Source organism: Paenibacillus sp. F024, assembly GCF_057814255.1.
The window spans coordinates 495,908-513,208 of the sequence record NZ_JBVASZ010000001.1 but is presented as its reverse complement, the minus strand read 5'-3'; the positions used below and the strand labels follow the sequence as shown (position 1 = coordinate 513,208).

22 protein-coding genes, 4 tRNA genes and 1 pseudogene are annotated in these 17,301 nt (G+C 47.4%); 20 read left to right on the top strand and 7 right to left on the bottom strand.

From position 1 onward, the window contains the following. Nucleotides 1-200: 200 nt before the first annotated feature. The 4 genes from ACZYR9_RS02615 to ACZYR9_RS02600 all read left to right on the top strand — a co-directional run bounded on the left by ACZYR9_RS02615 (nucleotide 201) and on the right by ACZYR9_RS02600 (nucleotide 6,973). Entirely contained in the window at nucleotides 201-710 is a 510-nt protein-coding gene (locus ACZYR9_RS02615) for a GbsR/MarR family transcriptional regulator (RefSeq protein WP_488976880.1), read from the top strand. 83 nt (nucleotides 711-793) lie between these two features. Then, nucleotides 794-3,904 carry an efflux RND transporter permease subunit gene (locus tag ACZYR9_RS02610; RefSeq protein ID WP_488976879.1) on the top strand — a complete coding sequence of 1,037 codons (3,111 nt, stop codon included), beginning with the start codon at nucleotides 794-796 and terminating at the stop codon, nucleotides 3,902-3,904. A gap of 51 nt (nucleotides 3,905-3,955) precedes the next feature. Beyond that, nucleotides 3,956-5,215, top strand: a complete 1,260-nt coding sequence (locus ACZYR9_RS02605; RefSeq protein ID WP_488976878.1) for an efflux RND transporter periplasmic adaptor subunit — start codon at nucleotides 3,956-3,958, stop codon at nucleotides 5,213-5,215. Between the two features lie 30 nt (nucleotides 5,216-5,245). Further along, nucleotides 5,246-6,973: a hypothetical protein gene (locus ACZYR9_RS02600; protein ID WP_488976877.1), complete on the top strand. Its 1,728-nt coding sequence runs from the start codon at nucleotides 5,246-5,248 to the stop codon at nucleotides 6,971-6,973. A gap of 60 nt (nucleotides 6,974-7,033) precedes the next feature. On the opposite strand, the gene ACZYR9_RS02595 is transcribed toward ACZYR9_RS02600, so the two are convergent. Further along, complete coding sequence (locus tag ACZYR9_RS02595) at nucleotides 7,034-8,026, bottom strand: phosphatidylinositol-specific phospholipase C/glycerophosphodiester phosphodiesterase family protein (RefSeq protein ID WP_488976876.1); 993 nt, start codon at nucleotides 8,024-8,026, stop codon at nucleotides 7,034-7,036. A 326-nt stretch (nucleotides 8,027-8,352) separates the two neighbouring features. Here ACZYR9_RS02595 and ACZYR9_RS02590 point away from each other — a divergent pair, with 326 nt between their 5' ends. The 5 genes from ACZYR9_RS02590 (at nucleotide 8,353) to ACZYR9_RS02570 (ending at nucleotide 9,215) form a co-directional block, all read left to right on the top strand. Beyond that, complete coding sequence (locus tag ACZYR9_RS02590) at nucleotides 8,353-8,517, top strand: hypothetical protein (RefSeq protein ID WP_488976875.1); 165 nt, start codon at nucleotides 8,353-8,355, stop codon at nucleotides 8,515-8,517. A 76-nt stretch (nucleotides 8,518-8,593) separates the two neighbouring features. Continuing rightward, nucleotides 8,594-8,670: transfer RNA gene (locus ACZYR9_RS02585), tRNA-Met, on the top strand. A gap of 10 nt (nucleotides 8,671-8,680) precedes the next feature. Next, nucleotides 8,681-8,757 (top strand) — tRNA-Ile (locus tag ACZYR9_RS02580). A gap of 11 nt (nucleotides 8,758-8,768) precedes the next feature. Then, a tRNA-Leu gene (locus tag ACZYR9_RS02575) sits at nucleotides 8,769-8,854 on the top strand. Nucleotides 8,855-8,996: 142 nt separating this feature from the next. Then, nucleotides 8,997-9,215 (top strand): spore germination protein, encoded by a 219-nt coding sequence (locus tag ACZYR9_RS02570; protein ID WP_488976874.1) that lies wholly within the window; start codon nucleotides 8,997-8,999, stop codon nucleotides 9,213-9,215. A 90-nt stretch (nucleotides 9,216-9,305) separates the two neighbouring features. Here ACZYR9_RS02570 and ACZYR9_RS02565 read toward each other — a convergent pair whose 3' ends face one another. After that, on the bottom strand, nucleotides 9,306-9,779 hold the full coding sequence (locus ACZYR9_RS02565) for an Hsp20/alpha crystallin family protein (RefSeq protein WP_488976873.1): 474 nt from the start codon (nucleotides 9,777-9,779) through the stop codon (nucleotides 9,306-9,308). A gap of 137 nt (nucleotides 9,780-9,916) precedes the next feature. Between ACZYR9_RS02565 and ACZYR9_RS02560 the strand changes: the two genes are divergently transcribed. The 5 genes from ACZYR9_RS02560 to ACZYR9_RS02540 are packed head-to-tail and all read left to right on the top strand — an operon-like array spanning nucleotide 9,917 to nucleotide 11,564. Then, nucleotides 9,917-10,153: a spore germination protein gene (locus tag ACZYR9_RS02560; RefSeq protein WP_488976872.1), complete on the top strand. Its 237-nt coding sequence runs from the start codon at nucleotides 9,917-9,919 to the stop codon at nucleotides 10,151-10,153. A 4-nt stretch (nucleotides 10,154-10,157) separates the two neighbouring features. After that, nucleotides 10,158-10,376, top strand: coding sequence for a spore germination protein GerPB (locus ACZYR9_RS02555; protein WP_488976871.1), 219 nt, complete (start codon nucleotides 10,158-10,160; stop codon nucleotides 10,374-10,376). Between the two features lie 15 nt (nucleotides 10,377-10,391). After that, nucleotides 10,392-11,018 (top strand): spore germination protein GerPC, encoded by a 627-nt coding sequence (gene gerPC, locus ACZYR9_RS02550; RefSeq protein ID WP_488976870.1) that lies wholly within the window; start codon nucleotides 10,392-10,394, stop codon nucleotides 11,016-11,018. Then, nucleotides 10,996-11,175 carry a spore gernimation protein GerPD gene (locus ACZYR9_RS02545; RefSeq protein ID WP_488976869.1) on the top strand — a complete coding sequence of 60 codons (180 nt, stop codon included), beginning with the start codon at nucleotides 10,996-10,998 and terminating at the stop codon, nucleotides 11,173-11,175. Before gerPC ends, ACZYR9_RS02545 begins: the two co-directional genes overlap by 23 nt. Nucleotides 11,176-11,177: 2 nt before the next feature. After that, a complete protein-coding gene (locus tag ACZYR9_RS02540; protein ID WP_488976868.1) occupies nucleotides 11,178-11,564 on the top strand; it encodes a spore germination protein GerPE in 387 nt (128 codons plus the stop codon). 42 nt (nucleotides 11,565-11,606) lie between these two features. Here the strand turns inward: ACZYR9_RS02540 and ACZYR9_RS02535 are convergent, their stop codons facing one another. Then, nucleotides 11,607-11,846: a hypothetical protein gene (locus ACZYR9_RS02535; RefSeq protein ID WP_488976867.1), complete on the bottom strand. Its 240-nt coding sequence runs from the start codon at nucleotides 11,844-11,846 to the stop codon at nucleotides 11,607-11,609. Nucleotides 11,847-11,997: 151 nt separating this feature from the next. Between ACZYR9_RS02535 and ACZYR9_RS02530 the strand changes: the two genes are divergently transcribed. Beyond that, nucleotides 11,998-12,393: a VOC family protein gene (locus tag ACZYR9_RS02530; protein WP_488976866.1), complete on the top strand. Its 396-nt coding sequence runs from the start codon at nucleotides 11,998-12,000 to the stop codon at nucleotides 12,391-12,393. A gap of 213 nt (nucleotides 12,394-12,606) precedes the next feature. After that, entirely contained in the window at nucleotides 12,607-12,810 is a 204-nt protein-coding gene (locus tag ACZYR9_RS02525) for a hypothetical protein (RefSeq protein ID WP_488976865.1), read from the top strand. Nucleotides 12,811-12,851: 41 nt separating this feature from the next. On the opposite strand, the gene ACZYR9_RS02520 is transcribed toward ACZYR9_RS02525, so the two are convergent. From ACZYR9_RS02520 to ACZYR9_RS02510, 3 genes are all read right to left on the bottom strand, one after another. Continuing rightward, complete coding sequence (locus tag ACZYR9_RS02520) at nucleotides 12,852-13,073, bottom strand: DUF2905 domain-containing protein (RefSeq protein WP_488976864.1); 222 nt, start codon at nucleotides 13,071-13,073, stop codon at nucleotides 12,852-12,854. Nucleotides 13,074-13,085: 12 nt separating this feature from the next. Further along, complete coding sequence (locus ACZYR9_RS02515) at nucleotides 13,086-13,244, bottom strand: hypothetical protein (protein ID WP_488976863.1); 159 nt, start codon at nucleotides 13,242-13,244, stop codon at nucleotides 13,086-13,088. A 402-nt stretch (nucleotides 13,245-13,646) separates the two neighbouring features. Next, complete coding sequence (locus ACZYR9_RS02510) at nucleotides 13,647-13,811, bottom strand: DUF3973 domain-containing protein (RefSeq protein ID WP_488976862.1); 165 nt, start codon at nucleotides 13,809-13,811, stop codon at nucleotides 13,647-13,649. A 227-nt stretch (nucleotides 13,812-14,038) separates the two neighbouring features. Here ACZYR9_RS02510 and ACZYR9_RS02505 point away from each other — a divergent pair. Beyond that, nucleotides 14,039-14,111: transfer RNA gene (locus ACZYR9_RS02505), tRNA-Val, on the top strand. A gap of 268 nt (nucleotides 14,112-14,379) precedes the next feature. On the opposite strand, the gene ACZYR9_RS02500 is transcribed toward ACZYR9_RS02505, so the two are convergent. After that, a complete protein-coding gene (locus ACZYR9_RS02500) occupies nucleotides 14,380-15,096 on the bottom strand; it encodes an SDR family oxidoreductase (protein ID WP_488976861.1) in 717 nt (238 codons plus the stop codon). Between the two features lie 204 nt (nucleotides 15,097-15,300). Between ACZYR9_RS02500 and ACZYR9_RS02495 the strand changes: the two are divergent. The 3 genes and pseudogenes from ACZYR9_RS02495 to ACZYR9_RS02485 form a co-directional block, all read left to right on the top strand. Next, nucleotides 15,301-15,474, top strand: a pseudogene (locus ACZYR9_RS02495) (NlpC/P60 family protein); the annotation flags it as partial. A gap of 92 nt (nucleotides 15,475-15,566) precedes the next feature. Next, on the top strand, nucleotides 15,567-15,902 hold the full coding sequence (locus ACZYR9_RS02490) for a hypothetical protein (protein ID WP_488976860.1): 336 nt from the start codon (nucleotides 15,567-15,569) through the stop codon (nucleotides 15,900-15,902). 388 nt (nucleotides 15,903-16,290) lie between these two features. Further along, nucleotides 16,291-17,148: an ATP-dependent DNA ligase gene (locus tag ACZYR9_RS02485; RefSeq protein WP_488976859.1), complete on the top strand. Its 858-nt coding sequence runs from the start codon at nucleotides 16,291-16,293 to the stop codon at nucleotides 17,146-17,148. The last annotated feature ends 153 nt before the right edge of the window (nucleotides 17,149-17,301 follow it).

The following is a 17,301-nucleotide window of genomic DNA, read 5'->3' as shown; positions in this document are numbered from 1 at the left end:
ATGGATAAAAAAGGATCAAAGCCGTCTCTGATACAGCCGCAGCGGATGTTCAGAGACGGTTATTTATGGTGAAACAGGGTAATTATGAACGTTTGGTTAATTTTGTTTTGGAAGGATTGACAGTTTTTTCAGGATGCCTTATGTTTATATCGTTAACAACATTCTTAACGATAATTACATAGATAACCGAGGAGATTACCATGAATTCTAAGCCGCAAAGCTTTTCTGAGCTCAAACAGGCCGCAAGCAACTACCTGTCTCTTTCCTTTGAAACAGATGGCTTTAGCCCTCTGGTCGGGAGAATTTTTGCACTTCTGCTTTTTGCTCCCGAGCCTTTGAGCCTGCAGGAAATGGCCGATGAGCTCGGAGTGACGAAGGCCGCCGTCAGCGTCCAGGTACGCGCTTTGGAGAAGCACTGTATGTGTCAAAAAATCCCTACCGGCAACGACCGCAGGGATTACTACCACATCGCCGATGATTTTAGCATGATCTCCCTGCGTGCGATGCGGCAAAAAGTGGAATCGATCACCAAACAGGTCGATGAGACGCTTGCGATTTTATCCCAAATCGATCATGTGAAGGAGGAAGAGATGGCCTCTTTTAAAGTCACCAAACGCCGTTTTATCGAGAGCGCGGCGATGTATCGGCTGGTCATGTCGCGACTTGAAGGGATTGAGGAAGAATGGGAGCGCCTGAGGGAGCAGCTGTGAAATGAAAAAAAGAGGCTTTAAATCAAAAAGGAATACAGAAAAAACCTCGTCTAGCAGTCAGCAAGTTATGGAGGAGTAGAGAGATGAATCATTTAGCGAATTTTTCCATGAAGAACGTCGCAGCTGTCATCATCATATGCGCGATGTTATTCGCAGGGGGCGGATATGCCGCAACAACCATTAATCAGGAAACGATGCCGGATATCTCGCTGCCTATGGTTTTTGTCAGCACGACGTATGTAGCACCTCCCCGAGACGTTATGGAGGATGTAACCAAGCCTTTGGAGAAGGCCATCGTCGGTTTGGAAGGACTCAAAAAAATCAGTTCGACCTCCGCAGACAACTTTTCGACCATTCAAGTCGAATTGGAGAACGGCCGGGATCCCGATGAGGCCAAGAGGGATATCGAAGGCATGCTTTCCAATGTCCACCTTCCGCAAGGCGCTTCCGAACCCAAGGTCGCCAAATTCGGCTTCAGCTCGATCCCTGTCTACTTCCTGGCTATGAGCGGGCAGAACGGTGTGAATCAGTCCGATCTCGACCGGATTTATAAGGACATCATTGAGCCTACTTTGAGCACACTTGATGGAATCGATCGCTTGGATGCGGTGGGCAATCAGGAAGCTACCCTGAATATGAAATTGAATATGAATGCGCTCATTAATTACGGCTTGACTCCGGCGCAGGTATCGCAAAGCATCAGAGCCGCTCTTACGACAAGCCCTGCCGGCTCCGTTGATATTAACGGCAATACGCAAATGGTTCGCGTGCGGAGCGATATGAATTCGATCTACGCTCTCGAAAACATGAAAATCAATACGGCGGGGGGCAATACGGTCCTGCTGAAGGACATAGCCAAAGTCGAAGCCATTTCCGAATCGACCTTCTTTTCCAGATTAAACGGCGAGCCTTCGATCGGCTTGACGCTCTATAAGGCTAAAGACGCGAATACCGTCGAATTTGTGAGCAAAGTCGAGGCACTGGTAGCCAACTGGGAAAAGGAATTTCCTAACGTGAAGTTCACCCCGATCATGAACCAGGCCAAGGAAGTCAAAAAGTCGATTAACGGCATGCTGGAAAAAGGGATTTTAGGGGCGCTCTTTGCCTCGATCATGATTCTGCTCTTTTTAAGAAATATTCGTATGACCATCATTGTTTTAGTCTCTATTCCATTATCTATTTTAATTACCCTCTTAATTATGGTGCCTTTGGATATTACATTGAACATCATGACGCTAGGCGGGCTAACGATTGCGATAGGACGGGTAGTGGACGATAGTATTGTTGTCATCGAGAATATCTACAGTGAGCTGGTGAAGACTCAAGAGCGCAACGAATCGGTTATTAAGCTTGCGACGTCCCAAGTATCTTCTGCGATCACCTCATCCACTTTGGCGACGGCCGGCGTCTTTGTTCCCGTAGCGTTTGTAGGCGGGATTGTAGGCGAAGTGTTCAGACCGTTTGCCATTACGATCGCGGCCGCACTGCTGTCTTCGCTGGTTGTCGCGTTGACTGTCATTCCCATGCTGGCTAAGCTGCTGGTATTGAACCATAAAAAGCTTAAACACCATGAGGAGCCGAACAACGGGAAATTTATGACAAGTTATAAAAAGGTGCTTTCCTGGTCCCTTGATAATCCTAAGAAAACGATTCTTGCATCCTTCCTTTTATTTGTCCTGACGCTAGGCGGAACGGTTCCATTTATGGGATATGAGTTTATGCCGGAAAGCAAAACCGCACGGGAAGTTCAATTTTCGATGAAAATGCCGCGCGAAACGTCCTTTGAAACCATGGATCTTAAGGCTAAAGAAGTAGAGACGATGCTTCTGTCTGTCAAAGATCCGAAGAACGAGCCTGCCTTTACCTATGTGAATACCATGGTCGGTTTTGACTACGGAGAGGAACGCATCGCTTATAAAACCTCAATTATGGCTGCGGTATCCGATGCGACCGATACCAAACAGATTATTGAAGAAATGAAAGCCAAAATCTCCGAAATGATGCCGACCGGCTCGGAGGTTACCGGCAACTTGACTTCATCAGGCGGCGCTCCAGGAGGAGGCTCGGATTTTATCTATATGCTCAAAGGCGAGGACCTTGATCAGCTGATGATCGGTGCCGGTTTGATCAGAGAGAAGATGAAGGAGTTTCCGGAGCTGACTGACGTCAAGGACAGCTTAAACGAGCAAAAGACGGAGCTGGAAATTAGAGTCGATCAAAACAAAGCGCGTTTGTACGACTTGTCTTCCGGACAAATTCTCGAAAGTATCCGAAGCTGGTTGTCTAAAGATAGTATTGGTGATCTTCGTTTCGATAACGTCATTTTTAATACGAAGATTATGCTCGATGACGATTTTAAAGACTCCGCGGATAAAATAGCCCAGCTTCAGTTGAAAACGCCGAAGGGTTCAACGGTCTATTTAAGTGAAGTGGCTCAGGTCCGTCAAATCGATTCCCCGGCTAACATTACCCGCGAAAATCAGGAACAGTATGTTAGAATCACGGCAACGATCGATAGTAAGGACAAGGGCGGAGTTAGTAACAAAGTAAGTGAGGCGCTGAAATCGGTTGAGCTTCCCGGAGGGGTCCGGACGGAGGTTCAAGGGGTTAGCGACGATATTCAAAACACGATTAGAGACATGGTTGTAGCCATGGCCGCCGCCATTGGTATCGTTTATCTGATCATGGTTATTGCCTTTGGTAATGCAAGCGCGCCGTTCGTCATTCTATTTTCCCTACCGCTCGCCGCGATCGGCGGATTCGTAGCCTTATTGGTGACGGGAGAAACGATTAATATCACGTCTTTGATCGGTTTCCTTATGCTGATCGGGGTAGTGGTAACGAATGCGATCGTATTGGTCGACCGCGTTCAGCAGAATGTAGAGGCAGGGCATTCCATCCGCGATTCTTTGATTGAAGGTGGAATAAGCCGTTTCCGCCCGATCATTATGACGGCGGGAGCTACGATTATGGCCATGCTGCCTATGGCCTTTGGAGCAGCTGAGGGAGGTCTCATATCCAAAGGGCTGTCCGTTGTCGTGATTGGGGGTCTGACAACGTCTACCATCCTTACTTTGGTGGTTGTGCCTGTCATGTATGAGCTGGTTTATGGAGCCCAGCAGCGGGTTAGCCGATGGTTCAAGCGGAAAAAGGAAAAGGCCGCCGCGGTGAAGGCGGAGCCTGTCGCACCTTAAACTAACCTGTGGTCAGTATAGATAGATAATGGAAAAGGAGAATCGGCAAAAATGAATCGGACATTGAACAACTCAGTGAAACACAGTACCAAAATTGTGGGGGCTGTCGTGATCGGCGCAGCTCTCCTAACGGGCTGTTCGTCCCAGCCATCAACGGAATCTACGGTAAGCGCGGCGGAATCTCAACCCCAATTGAAAACCGTAAGGGCACAGCCGATTGAGAAGAAAATAATCAGTGAGCCTATAGAACAGGTGGCAGATGTCATTTCTTCCATACAATTAGATATTGTCACCAAGGCGGGAGGCGATGTTCGGGAGATTTTGAAAAAACGCGGCGACATGGTGGAAAAAGGCGAGGTTATCTTCCGTCAGGATCCTACGGATGTATTGATTCAGAAGGAAAAGGCGCAAATAGCTTTGGCCTCGGCTCAAGAGCAAATAACCAAATCCCGTCAGGATCTGGCCAATTCCAAGCAGGACCTGCAAAACGGCATTACGAAGCTCGAAACGTCTATAAAAGACATGGAAAAAGATTATAACAAGATGCGCAACGATTACGATATGGGTCTTGTGACCAAGTTCCAGCTGGAACAAATGGAGTCGCAGCTTAAGAACCTGCGCTTGGATCTGGAAAGCAGTCACAGTAAGCTGAAAACACTGGAAAGCACGAATTCGTTGGCTCAGCTGGAACAAGCAGTCCAAACCTCCAGTGTATCCATTCGCGAGATCGACCGAACCCTTGAAAATATGGAAGTGAAGGCCACCGTCAGCGGTGTCTTGACAGAGCTTCCTATTGAGGTCGGCATGTATTTGAACGGCGGGTTCCGTGCGGCTCAGGTGCAGCAGCTTGACCCGATCAAGATTAAAGCGGAGCTGACAGAAGAAATGGCGAAGCTGGTCAGAGGCAAGACGGAGCTGACCTTCTATATTCCCGGCACATTAGATCATACCAAAGCTAAGGTAAGCTACTTGGCCGACGTGATGAGCTCTCAATCGAAGTCATATACGCTGGAATTGGAGGTTCCTAATGGCGACCGCAAGCTGAGACCGGGAATGAAGGCGCAAATTTTACTCACGGAGGAAAGCGACCAAATGGTGGTAACCGTACCTTCACTCAGTGTTGTGCGTGAAGGTGGAGAAACCTTTGTGTTTATTCTCAAAGGCGATCAGGTGGAGAAACGGAAGGTTACGCTTGGACGCGTGAACGAGACCTTCCAGGAAGTCCTCTCCGGCGTCAATGAAGGCGAACAACTAGTCGTTTCCGGACAAAACCAATTGAAAGACCAAGAAAAAGTGCAGCTGGCCCAATAACCGACAGTAGACCGACAGGAGGATACCCAAGTGAACCACAAGCTGAAGAAAACCGTAGCATCTGTTGTCATTACCGCCTCGATCATGAGTACAGGTTACTCCGCATTTGCAGCTGAGGCTGCAGAGCCCGCCATCAGCGCGCAGGCGGCCGTCACCTACAAATTGACCCAGGCTTTGGATGTTGAGGTCACAAGCGTATTAAATGAACCTATACTGGAAGGAACGCGTCTGGGCGTGGTTATCCGGATGAAAAACAACGGCAATACCGTAACCCGAGTTCCGGATTATGAGCTGCGCGTAAAGACGAGTGAAGGAATTCAATATACGCTTCAGCCCAGCGCCTCCAATGCCAAAGCGATTCAACCCAAAGCCAATACCGAGCTAAGCTATATGACGGTCATCGACCGTACCGATAGCGTAAGCTTAACCGAGGTCAACTGGACGGACGTCGACGTGTATGTCTATCCTAAGAAGGAGACGCTGATCTTAGCGGCACCGATTCAAGGGGAAGCGTGGAAAGGAAGCGATACGCCGATTACGGATCCGACGGCCCTCAAGAAATGGTCGGACTCCTTTGTTATCCCGTCGCTGATTTCTCCGATTCAATATACGCCGGTGGGCATTAATAAAGAGTCGACCAAGGATGGCAGCTTCTACGTCGTACAGCTTTTGGCCTACAATCCGGCGGACAAAAGAGAGATTGTTCCCAGCTTCATAGTAGATGGCAAAACGGACGGCAAGATTTACTCCGGAAACCGGGTGGAACAACGTATCGTCGCATTGGAAGCGAAAGAAAAAAAATATATCCATTATTCCATTCCTGTAGATCAGGATGCCGTACTCACCAGCTTAAACCTGCTTACGCCAGAAACGTTTGCTCAGGGAGGAACAGGCGGACAAGGGGAGAGAATTACCTATAACGTCGGACGCCTGAACATATTGCTTCCGGCACAAGGTAACATCAATAACTATGCGGCTTACACTCTAGGTGCGCCGATGAAATTTGACAGCCTGAGCACCTTGATTCACCCGAATATGGACGTATCTGTCGTTGAGTTGAACATGCATGAGAACAAAGAAGAAGGCTCCAAGAATGTTACGGCTAAATTCAAGCTAACCAACAAGAGCGATCGTCCGATTGCCGTACCGAATTTCCAATCGGAAATTATGAGTGCGGACGGATACCAATACAGCGGCAGCAAGCAGAGCATCAGCACGCCTTCGGTACTGCCGAATTCATCGATTACGGTGAGCTTCCAGTATACGGTGCCATTCTCTGAAACGGGAAAAGGACTTGCTCTCAAGGTCTTGGACGCCCAGTCCGCTGCACCGTTTAAAACAACGATTGCAGCCTATAACGTCACGCTTCAGCCGGAGAACGAGCAAAACCATTTCAGCATTTATCCGTTTGATGTAAAGGTGACGAGCTGGACGATCGGTACGCAATATAATATGGCGACGCTCACGCATTCCTACAAAGCCAAGTTTTTCTTTGATATCGAGCGTCAGCAGCAGGTCCAGGTGGATCCGAGCTTCTCTCATCTGCAATTTGAGCTTTACGATAAAGCGGACCGTTTGCTCGGCACGTCGACGGCTTCCTTTATCGGTTCGAACCGGATCGTATCCGGAGAAAATAACTTTAGCTTCAACGGAACTTCCGAGCAGTTCGGATATCCGTTATCCGTTCGTATCTACGAAGTGTTTAACACGGAAACAGGCGCGGAAGGCAAGCGTCTGGTGGGCGTATACAAGCAATAATCCTAATCCTCGCGATTCAATGAAAGGCGGCCTGCTGAAGGCCGCCTTTCATTTTTAAACTCATTTCTCTATCTCCGAAGCGACCCCAAATAACTCGAGCAGCTTGGAAAGCCATCGTTGGAACAGTTCGGACTGCAGATTCGGAGAGCTAACGTTCTGGGACTGTGTTTCCGAGCCTGCCGCAATCTTTGTTCCGGCAGCCGGTGCAGATATGCCCGCTTGGCGGTAGTCCAGCCGGTCCGTGAAAAATCCGTGTACACCCCTTTGCTTGAACTGGTCAATCTCTGCCGGATCATTCGTCGTATGTACATAGATGAAGGCTCCCGCTTGATTAAGGCTGCGTACATAGGCTTTATTCGCTCTCTCAAGCGGCATGGCTATGACCTTGACCTGATTTTTCTTTACATAATCGACAACCTGTTGTTCAGGCAGGCCGGATAAGTAGAGTGAAAAAACATATGTAGGGAAAGGATAGATTTGCTGTACCTGCATAATCATTTCCGGTGAATACAGCTCCGGAATAATCCGGTTTATGATCGAAGGATCTACGGAGTGTGTTATCTCGATGATTTGCCGGAACTGCTTCTCAATCAACCGGGGATCGGTTTCCTTCGTATCGGTAAGCAGGTAAGCGTCAGGATATTCTTTAAGCAGCAGGACCAGATCTTTATAGGTTAAAGGCTTGTATTTTACTAGTATTTTCGTATTTTGGAAGGCTTGAAGCGTCATAGGCTGATTTTTTTGTTGATTCGTCAACGGTTGCTTTAACAAGCCGGATAAATAATCGGACCAATCATGGCGGGCTACCAAGTGACCGTCCTGCGTCAGGATTAAGTCGGCCTCGAATAAACGGTGGCCTTTGTTGTAGCTGGTAATAAAAGCTTCACGTGAATTGCTGACGGCCACAGAAGATATTTCACCAAGCCCGTGGGCGATCAAACGATAATCGGTCCAAGCGGCTTGCGCGTGCATCAGGCTCCCGGGAATAAGCAGAAGGCAGATCATTACGCTCAAGCCAACGATCCAACCCCTGCATCGCTTTAAGGTAAGCATTGCTTCATCTCCCTCTATCTTTTTCTTCTTATATAAACCGGAGGGAGGGGGGTGTAACACTTTTTTATTCAAAAATGTGGAAACAGTAACTTTCCAAGAGAAATTCGCATGGGGGAAAGAACGTTAAAAAAACAAATGAGAATACGTCGTGCCTTATATCCCCAAATCCGAATCGGAAAACAGGCCAGCTAAGTAATTATGTCTTAGGTCGTACTCTGCGATACCTGTTATAAATTGGAGAAGCTTCCTTTATAAATAAGGGAGCTTTTTTTGGTTAAGCTATGAACAGAACTTTATCGTCATCTATACCAAGCGGAGTGAGAACAATGAACTGGATTTATTGGGTTAAGCTGTACGATAGTAAATTTCAGGCCGGCTGCTTGGCCAGACGGATGGAAGAAGACTGGTGGATTTACGGGTATGAATGTCCCTCAGAGGTTGAGGTTTTTCGATCTAAGAAAGGCCGATTTGGCGTAAGATACACGGTATAATTTTATGCTTGACTTCCGTGTTTTGTTTGGTGTATATTTATTTTTGTCGCTATCGTAAGTGTAAGCGAAACACTAACGCGGGGTGGAGCAGCCCGGTAGCTCGTCGGGCTCATAACCCGAAGGCCGCAGGTTCAAATCCTGCCCCCGCAACCAAAACGCACCAGGGCCCTTAGCTCAGTTGGTTAGAGCGGTCGGCTCATAACCGATTGGTCGGGGGTTCGAGTCCCTCAGGGCCCACCATATAAGATCATGCCGGAGTGGCGGAATTGGCAGACGCACAGGACTTAAAATCCTGCGGTAGGTGACTACCGTACCGGTTCGAGTCCGGTCTTCGGCAGTTCTTACGAATTTGATAAAGGGTTTTGCTTTGACATGTCAAAGCAAAACCCTTTATTCGTATTTTTCCCAATTGGAGTGTTTTTTTATCCCATTACTCCATATACTTATATAATCACATGAAAGAGGAGGGGTACCATTTTATGCCTGCGATTATTTTGGCGCCCATCAAAGTGACCGGCAACTCAGGAGAACTGGTATTTGGTGACGTACTGCAAATTACCCCTAAAAGCACTTCCAAAGCAAACGCAGGATCCGGAGGAAGCAATACCGGTGATTTTGCTACTACGTTGACGGTCGTCAGTCTCACGAATACCTTCGATCCCGATGTAGCCGATTCGAATAATGCAGCCAACAATTAGGCTACATATTCAGTCAACCATGCAGCCTTAAGCAAGGCGCATCCCTTCCGCTCCGAATGGAAGGGGGATGCGCCTGATTTGTTTGCCTTGTTACATAAACCGGACATCGATTTCCTGATAAGGATTCTCTGTGCTTTGCTTTCGTATATGGAGCTGCAAAATGCCATTTCGGTAAACCGCTTTACAGCTCGAGGGCACGACCAGACTCGCCAGCCGGATCGTCTGTGTATTGTTGTCGGGCAATCCTTCCAGGCGGATTTGGCTCACGTTTAACATCACCCTCAGCTTGCGCGCTTGTGCTTTTTCCGGGACATGAATTTTGACGATGACATTGTTGTGGGTGTCGAAGACCTCGGAATGAAAATGATGATCGAGCGAGGGGGAGTCCATGTTTGGCAGCGCTTGCTTCATAACATTCTTTACATAGTTTTCTACCCATGCCATCGGTTCATTATCTTTGCCCAGGTTCAATGGCCCTGCAAAAGGCAGCTTCCCTCCAAAAAAACGCTCAAAATTTTTCCAATTCATATCGAAGAAGTTATTATTGTTTTTATTTCCGTCCATGATTCATCCACTCCTTACTGCTTTAGTATATGAACGTGAAACGCAATGCATAACCCCGGATAAGGCGGCAAAACACATACTTTCTGTGGTTTGAACATATAATGTAGCAAATCCATAACGGGTAAGGTGTTGCTGCCATGCCGGCTATCGTGGGTGCAATCAAGATATTGACTGTAGGCACAGGCTCCGTAGTCCACATCGGCGACGCCATCCAATTGGCTCCCAAGACGATAGCCAAAACTTATGCAGGGGCGGGTTCTTTTAATACGGGGGATAGTGTAAGAACTTACAACGTAATCAGTACGACCAATACCTATGATAATGACGTGGCTGATTCCAACATTGCCTCAGCGGATAAGGCAGGTGTTATTTAATTCTATGCCGTTAACCATTCATCAGAATATTATCATCCACCAGCTCAAAATCGGCGCAGTGACGAATTCTTCCGTAGTGCAGATCGGAACAGCCGGGTCCATTCGCTCTTTAGCCAATTTGTACAATACGGGAGGCTTCACCGGACCGGCTCCTACCTTGGGGGAAACGATTGCCGTTCCGTCTGCCGTACCTTTCGTGCCGCTTCCTACACCTTCCCGCTAAACGGAGGAATATTTGATGAATTCATCCTACCCTGAATCATACTTCCATCAGCTGAACGAATATTTAAGGTGGCAGACGGAACGCATTCGTTATTTGGAGGGACGAATTGAGCTTATAACTAGGGAACTGGAATCGCTCAAAAAGCAGCGCGGCGTTACGATCGAGAGAATCGAGTATAATTTCGACCAATTAAAAGTGGAGACGCTGCAAGGCACATTAAACGTAGGTTTGTCTCCCGCCGGTCTTGGCGCCCAATCATTGGATGATGCAACGGTAGGCGGTCAAGTCATCAGAACCAATACAGCCAGATCGGAATCCTTTGCCCGTATCCAGAATCAGGTCTATGATTACTTGCAGCAATCCGGTCCGGAAGAGCTTGCCGATCTCGAAGCGACGTATGGGGTGGAGCTGGGTCCGGATTTTTCGGAATTTGTCATCGGGGATTTAAAAGGGCAGGCGGCACAAAGGGTTGAGTATTATTTGGATTCGATGATGGACCCGAAGCAGGCGGTCGTTACACAGGAGCAGGAGCAGATCATCACGGACAAAGTCATTGGAGATATCCGTTTGGCTATGGAGCAATATGTAATGAAGATGAATCAAGAAGGAGGCGGTGGAGATGATGCTCAAGGTGGTAAATAAGGAGCTGAACGTCGGAAGTGTGAAGATCACTGGTGTGGCCAGTTCGTCCGTCTTACTCATTGGCGATACGCAGGTCATCTATTTGTCCAGCGTGTTCGATACCCCGCCGGAGTCGCTGATTATCGGACCGATCGAGCCGCTGCCTTTCGAGGAATAAGCATGGCGCTTCCGGTTCGGACGTCGGTAGTCCACCAAGTCATGATTCACAATGTCGGTTACGCTTCCATCTTCAATGTCGGGGATGTAGGAGATTTCTCTCCGGTAACTCTCGCTTTAGCGGTTCAACGGGAAATTCCGGTTTATTACGGGAAGGAAGGCAACCTCCGCGCATACCCGTTATTTACCATTCCAATACCAGTCCCGAAACAAACGAGTGAAGTTTGTATGTCCACATATCAAGCTTCACCGTTTATCCAGGTTCAGCATGTGGAAGTATTGGCTGTTTCCACTTCCTCGTCAGTCCAGATCGGATCGGTTACCTCGACGCGTGCGGAGTCCCGAATCAAGCATATCCGGCAGCTGCTCAGAGGTTTGCCGCCGAAGTAAAATTAGAGACCCCTGGCCGGGGTCTCTTTGGTTAGTGACACCTTAGAATAAGTGAGGATAGTAAGCAGGGTACATCGTATGGGTTTGGTAAGGAGGGAACGCTTCCCCCACCTCCCAGGATTCAACAATACATTTAGCCGTATGGAAATCGTATCCGCATCCCATTAAATAGCTGATGGCCGCAGCCTCGTATATGGCGTGATGCACCGAAGTTTTAGGTGCCTCGTACAAGCTGTGGTTCACTGCCGGCATAACCGTTCTCAATACGTAGTCCCGATCCAATCTCAGTCACTCCTTTTCGAAATCAAAGTCAGTCTCGCTTACATCCATACTATATTCGCCTACGGGTCAAATGCCCCAAGGCTCCAGCCCAATTTTGATTTATGATATAATACAATGGAATAGAGTGGATCGAGAAAGGAGTGTACGGGCAGTGGCACGAAAAAAAATAGAGCATGTAGGTGTGATGGTGAAGGACATCGATACATCGGTACGATTTTATAAAGAGGTAGTAGGATTGGAGCTGAAAGATACGCTCGATCATTCGAACGGTGTGATCAAGCTTGCTTTCCTCGGCTTCGGACAGGCAGATGAAACGGAGCTGGAGCTGATTCAAGGCTATAACGACGGACTACCGCAAGAAGGCAAGGTCCATCACATTGCATTCACAGTGGATGATATCGAAGGGGAATGGGCTCGTATTGGCAAGATGGACGTGAAGCTCATTGATCAAGAAATTACGACGCTGCCCAACGGCTCCAGGTATTTCTTCTTCTACGGACCGGATGGAGAATGGATCGAATTTTTTCAAACCACTCGGTCGAGCTGACGCATGAAGAACGGTAATTCTGCCGGTCAAGAGAGAGTCAATTGCTTTATGTGCAAGCATTTCTATGTAACATGGGACCCGAGCTTTCCCAGGGGCTGCCGACTTTATGGATTCAAGACGAGCGACCTGCCTTCGGCATTGGTAAAGCGGTCTTCAGGAAAGCCGTGCTTGGCTTATGAGAAAAAATAATTAGTGCTGCGGGTGATTGTGGTTATGCTGTTCAGCAAGAGTCAAAAAAAACTGATATTGGAAATTTTGCTTAAAGAAAGACGCCGGATGTTTTCCAAGCACAAGGGTGAACTACTCGATCAAACGATCGCTGACCTATCGCAGATGGTACGCAATGAAAACATCAACATTACGGAACCGAAGGATATCTCCATCGATTGGAGTTCAAGGAGAGGGAAGCGGAAATAGCATGTCTTTATGAAAAAACAAGGCATCCGTTGCAGGATGCCTTATTTTGTAAACCAGCGGATCAAAGCCATACCGAGCGATAAGACGACACTAATCACAATACATGTTACAATCGGGAAATAAAATTTTACATTCTCCTTCTCCACGACAATGTCGCCGGGAAGCCGCCCGAGATTCAGAAATTTTCCGCCCACGGACCACAGAAGTCCGATGACGATCATGGCCACTCCGCCCCAGATTAAAAGCTTGGGAATCGAATCCATATCTGCCGCTCCTTAAGTTGTAATCAGCTTCAACTGCACCGCTTGTTCTTCTGTTAAGATGAATTCCTCATTAGGCAAGAAATCCTCATCCTTATCTCTGCCGAAAAGCTTGAGCAGTTCAATCCATACTCCCTTTTCCATTGCTTCGGATGCAGAAATCATAATTTTCATAGGAATCGCCTCCTATAAACGGTATAAGCTTATTTTACACTAAAAGGGATGGTGAAAAACACCTTCTTTTGCATACGGAACATTCGTTAGACTTCTGTCGTCTAATGTGTAGAAGCCGGATAGCGATTCAAGAGATGAGGTGACAAAAAAGACATATGGGTAAAGTGTTCCTGTTTTTACTGCCCTTGCTATGGTTAGGGATGTTCGATGTAAATGGGTCGTTGGCTTGCGCATGTGCAGGTGAGGATCCGCAGAGAACCCTTGCCGACTGGTTATATGTATCTACAGGTATTGTATTGTTCGCGGGGATCATTTTCTTAACTATTGTATTGACCTTGCGTATATGGAGGGCTAACAGAAAAAAAGACGGGAAGACTCCCGTCAACGAATGACATGTCGGGTTTAGGCAGTTGCTGTTTTTTGCAGTTCTTTCGGTATGGCAGCAGCTTTGCATATTCCGGCGCTATACATCGTAGAATTTATATAATGGAAGCCGGTCTTAAAAATAACTTCATTCTTCGTTGATAAGGGAGGATGCACTTTATTACAAGCAATGCAATAGTACATAATGGACCTCCTTTCGAGCCCGTGTGACAATTATAGACATATTATATGCCCAAAAATGTGTTAAAAGACACATTTTTTCTAAATAATTTCTAAAGTTTTTTTTAGAATTCGAAAATGATGAATGAAGAGGCAAGTATGGGGTAGGTGAAGCGTTCTTTTTGAATAAAATTCTTGACTTTTATTATGGAGATTGGTATTATAATTACCATAAAAGTTAATACGATCATGACTTGTTAGCTCAGCTGGGAGAGCACCATCTTGACAGGGTGGGGGTCAGTGGTTCGAGCCCACTACAGGTCATACCGAAAAGTCCTTGTGTAGCAAGGGCTTTTTTTTCTTTTTATCTGCCGTTTTGACACATGCTTTCATCGTGATTTTGATTCGTAGCATTTTGCTGAGCTCATGCGCTGCTTCCTCTAGCATATTAGGGAACGGATGCGAAGCCAGAGTGCCCGGCGCCAAAGAATGGATTGATCAAATCAAAGCCAAGTTTGCCAAATAAAAATGAAAAGAAGGACCGCTTACCTTGAACGTATAGGCTGGCGGCCCTTCTGCTATATGCTATAAGCTACACTAGGTGGCCTCCCCCGTCGATCAGAACGACAGTACCTGTCGTAAAGCCGTTTTTCGCCAAGTAGACGTAGGACTGGGCGATGTCTTCGGGCTGTGCGATACGCCCAACGGGCAATTGCCTTCCAATGGCCGAGAACATGGACTGACGCTGCTCTTCCGGCATTCCGGCGTAGATCGGGGTATCCACAATACCTGGTGAAACCACGTTTACCCTGATGGGAGCCAAGTCTACCGCAAGTCCGCGCACCAAGCCTTCGACCGCCGAGTTGATTGCTGCTAAGGTTGAGGCGCCTTGCGGAGGCCGTCTTCCGTATAACCCGGAGGTGAGCGTGATGGAGCCGCCGGGATTCAAGTAAGGGATCGCCGCTCTGGCGGTCATATATTGTCCCCAGAACTTGCTGTCGAACGCTTCTTTTGCAGCGGATACGGGCAGGTCTTTAAAAGGACCCATCGCGGCTTCTCCCGCAGTGATGGCCAGGTGGTCGAAATGCCCAACCTTGCTGAAAAATTCGGCGGTCTTCTCATCGCTGCGAAAATCGAGCTCATATGCTTCGATACCGCCCCCTAGTGCTTGTTTCGCCTCGGTAAGCTTGGCAGCCGACCGGCTGGCGATAATCACCTGAGCGGATTCGTCAAGAAATGCTTTTGCTGTGGACAAGCCAATACCGGAAGTGCCTCCGACAACGACTACACGGATTCCTTTTAATGACAACGCGATAACCCCCTTAGCCCATTTAGTTCTAGTTTAACCAAATACTAGTGTAAAATAAAGTGGGCGGGCAAAAAAGAATGAAGGCCTTGTTTGCCTAGCCAGTTCAGCAGGTTAGTAAGGATTGTGTTATAATGGATGCCGGTATGTTAAGTATGCAAGCCCTTACTATCTCAAGCCGCAGGACCTTACGAAAGTACGCATACGTTCGACTGCTCTTCCTTCGTACAGGATGTATATGACCACTTCGGAATCAAGCTTCCGAGGTCTTCAGGTTCTCAAGCGCAGATTGGACACAGCGTATCCGTCGACCAGCGGCGGGGATCTATGCGGGCAACGGACAAATCATTCATACCTACGGCGATCCGGGGGTTACGTTAACGGATTTTAATACATACTGGAAACATCGTTTTTTGTTTGCCAAGCGTGTTGCTTAACTATGTTAGCTTGATAAATGGCTGAAGGGGGACAGGATGAAAACCTGGATGGAGGTGAAGCTGGCCGATACCATCAAATCCTATTCCGAGCATCCGGATTATGATTACAAATGCAGCATAGATGTTCTGGCATGGGAATCCGTAATAGATGGGGAGGACCGCGGCGTGCATAAACACCGGGGCGGGCCGGATAAGAACGGGGAAGTGGTATCGGTCATTATCGGCCTGATCAAGAATGACCATGCGGAGATCAGGGTCCAATATGAGCAGGAGGACTATGAAGCGCACAAAACCAATTTGCTTATTCAGAGAGCGGTTAAGGAAGGCATGAGGCTGATTAAAGAAAAACTGCAGGCCTATTTTGGAGCATGAGAAAGCAACACGATGGAGGCTTCGGTCGTGGCCGCGGAAATAAATATAAAAAAATTGCATAAAGCTCGACGATTTGGACATCATACTATTAACGGTGACAAGAGAGGTGTGGTTCCGTTGGTCTATCTAACGAGCAATACCGTGGAAGTTGTTGTTGAATCAAGATAGAAGCGGAGGTGTGTGCCAAAGACACGTTGCTGTAGTACACGTACTGCAAGATGTGAATGAGGTCTGAAACCCGAGCTAATGGAAAGATTCAAGGCAAAATACCAAATGTTCACCGTTGGAAAGGACTCCGTAAGGGGTCCTTTTTCCTGTGGGATTTCTCCTTCATTTCCCTGCTTAATTCAATGAATCCCTCATGTTAAAATGGACTCAGGTGATGCATATGTTGATTCATCCTATGCTCCTTGAGTCCCATGATACCCCCTTCTCAGATTCGGCCTATATCTTTGAACCGAAGATGGATGGGCATCGGTTGCTCTTGATCAAAAGAGGAGCGGAAATAAGGCTGTTCACAAAAAACCAAAAGGAATGTACACGCCAGTATCCCGAGCTTTATGATGTTCCTGTGGATGGAGACGTTATTCTTGACGGAGAGGTCTGTTGTACCGATCCGGATACGGGAGCTTCGGATTTTGAGCTTGTCGCACAGCGGCTGCAGCTGACAAAGCGGGAGAGAATCCAATCCTTCGCCAAGCAGCGTCCGGTACATTTTGTGGTCTGGGATATTCTTCATTTCAAAGGCCGTGACTTACGAAAGCTTCCATTAATGAAGAGAAGGTCTATCCTTGAGTCGGTAATGGGGGTCAATGAGCACTTTCGACTTATACCTCAAGTCGAAGAGAAAGGCGAGGAGCTTTATCGTTTGTTGGTTGAACAATCCATGCAGGGGATGATTGCCAAGAAAAAAGACAGTCCGTACGTCGCCAGGCGTTCTCATGACTGGCTGAAGATTATGAATTATCAATACGAGGATGTGTGGATTACAGGATATCAAAAGGAGGGCCTCGGCTGGTTGGCACAGGTTGAAGCCTGTGGGCGAAAGCGTCCGGCGGGGATAATTCAATCCGGTATAGCACCTTTCCAGAAGAAGGAGTTTTATGATGTCAGTCGACAGCTGATTACAGGCGAGGACCACCAATTTGTTTATATTCATCCTGTGATCAAGGCCAAAGTGAAATTTCAGCATTGGACACGCCACGGTTTTCTCAGGAAGCCATCCTTGGTTGAAATCCAATTTTAATGTTTTTTTCATCTATTTTAAAGATTCTTTTCATGATTACCGGCCATAATGAATAACGTACCCCATCTTTTATATATATTTCTTAAATCCCCGCTGTCGCAGCCATCGACGTGGCGGGGATTTTTTTGCATTCAAGGGTTCAATCGTTTCGAA

Coding starts and splice junctions, on each gene's coding strand:
- ACZYR9_RS02615 (WP_488976880.1), top strand. CDS start 201: ATGAATTCTAAGCCGCAAAGCTTTTCTGAGCTCAAACAGGCCGCAAGC.
- ACZYR9_RS02610 (WP_488976879.1), top strand. CDS start 794: ATGAATCATTTAGCGAATTTTTCCATGAAGAACGTCGCAGCTGTCATC.
- ACZYR9_RS02605 (WP_488976878.1), top strand. CDS start 3,956: ATGAATCGGACATTGAACAACTCAGTGAAACACAGTACCAAAATTGTG.
- ACZYR9_RS02595 (WP_488976876.1), bottom strand. CDS start 8,026: ATGCTTACCTTAAAGCGATGCAGGGGTTGGATCGTTGGCTTGAGCGTA.
- ACZYR9_RS02590 (WP_488976875.1), top strand. CDS start 8,353: ATGAACTGGATTTATTGGGTTAAGCTGTACGATAGTAAATTTCAGGCC.
- ACZYR9_RS02570 (WP_488976874.1), top strand. CDS start 8,997: ATGCCTGCGATTATTTTGGCGCCCATCAAAGTGACCGGCAACTCAGGA.
- ACZYR9_RS02565 (WP_488976873.1), bottom strand. CDS start 9,779: ATGGACGGAAATAAAAACAATAATAACTTCTTCGATATGAATTGGAAA.
- ACZYR9_RS02560 (WP_488976872.1), top strand. CDS start 9,917: ATGCCGGCTATCGTGGGTGCAATCAAGATATTGACTGTAGGCACAGGC.
- ACZYR9_RS02555 (WP_488976871.1), top strand. CDS start 10,158: ATGCCGTTAACCATTCATCAGAATATTATCATCCACCAGCTCAAAATC.
- gerPC (WP_488976870.1), top strand. CDS start 10,392: ATGAATTCATCCTACCCTGAATCATACTTCCATCAGCTGAACGAATAT.
- ACZYR9_RS02545 (WP_488976869.1), top strand. CDS start 10,996: ATGATGCTCAAGGTGGTAAATAAGGAGCTGAACGTCGGAAGTGTGAAG.
- ACZYR9_RS02540 (WP_488976868.1), top strand. CDS start 11,178: ATGGCGCTTCCGGTTCGGACGTCGGTAGTCCACCAAGTCATGATTCAC.
- ACZYR9_RS02525 (WP_488976865.1), top strand. CDS start 12,607: ATGCTGTTCAGCAAGAGTCAAAAAAAACTGATATTGGAAATTTTGCTT.
- ACZYR9_RS02520 (WP_488976864.1), bottom strand. CDS start 13,073: ATGGATTCGATTCCCAAGCTTTTAATCTGGGGCGGAGTGGCCATGATC.
- ACZYR9_RS02515 (WP_488976863.1), bottom strand. CDS start 13,244: ATGAAAATTATGATTTCTGCATCCGAAGCAATGGAAAAGGGAGTATGG.
- ACZYR9_RS02510 (WP_488976862.1), bottom strand. CDS start 13,811: ATGTACTATTGCATTGCTTGTAATAAAGTGCATCCTCCCTTATCAACG.
- ACZYR9_RS02490 (WP_488976860.1), top strand. CDS start 15,567: ATGAAAACCTGGATGGAGGTGAAGCTGGCCGATACCATCAAATCCTAT.
- ACZYR9_RS02485 (WP_488976859.1), top strand. CDS start 16,291: ATGTTGATTCATCCTATGCTCCTTGAGTCCCATGATACCCCCTTCTCA.